The 820-nt window shown below is 68.2% G+C and carries 1 protein-coding gene; it reads left to right on the plus strand.

What is annotated here, in order from left to right; all coding sequences use genetic code 11:
* Nucleotides 1-25: 25 nt before the first annotated feature.
* Nucleotides 26-820, plus strand: a protein-coding gene (locus tag V6U90_RS33645; protein ID WP_442933723.1) for an IS5 family transposase whose coding sequence is annotated in 2 segments (ribosomal slippage) — nucleotides 26-355 and nucleotides 358-820 — 793 coding nt annotated over the 2 segments. Because the reading frame shifts where the segments join, the coding sequence is not laid out codon by codon here. This gene is flagged as partial in the annotation.

An 820-nucleotide genomic window follows, 5' to 3' on the forward strand; every position in this document is an offset into this window, starting at 1 on the left:
CACTCGTTGACTGGGTGTGGGTGACGTGGAGAAGTACTGCCCGGATGCGTTGTGGCACCTCGCGTGGCCGTTGCTGCCCGCGCATCCGGAAAGGCATCAGGGTGGCGGGCGGCGTCGTACCGATGACCGGGCCGTGCTCGCGGCGGTGCTGTACGTGCTGGAGTCCGGGTGTTCCTGGCGCAAGCTTCCTGGTTCGTTCCCGGTGCACTGGCGTACCGTGCACCGCCGGTTCGCCGAGTGGGTCGCTGCCGGGGTGATGACCGCGTTGCACCAGGCCGTCCTCGACGTGCTGGGCGCCGCGGGTGAGATCGACTGGTCACGGGCCAGTATCGACAGCATGCACGTCCGGGCGGTGAAAAGGGGGACCTGACCGGGCCCAGCCCGGTGGACCGGGGCAAACCCGGCTCCAAGATCCACGCGGTCGCCGATCGCGGTGGGCTGCCACTGCACGTGGATGTCTCCGCCGCTAATCTCAACGATCACCTGCTGTTCGAGGACATGATCGAGGGCATCGCCCCGATCCGGCAGCCGGTCGGCCGGCCCCGGAAGCGACCGGGCAAGCTGCACGGCGACAAGGGCTATGACTACCCGATCTGCCGTACGGCGCTCAGGAAACGCAACATCATCGGGCGGATCGCCCGGCGTGGTATCGAGTCGGCAACCCGGCTCGGCCGGCACCGCTACGTCATCGAACGCTGCCTGGAATGGACCACCCGGTTCCGGCGCCTGGTCCGCCGCTACGAGCGCAAGGCTTCCCACTTCCTCGGATTCCTACGCCTGGCCTGCGCGATCATCTGCTACCGCCGCGCCACCCGACTCA

Origin of the sequence: Micromonospora sp. CPCC 206060, assembly GCF_036906895.1 — a bacterium.
Taxonomy (GTDB): domain Bacteria; phylum Actinomycetota; class Actinomycetes; order Mycobacteriales; family Micromonosporaceae; genus Micromonospora.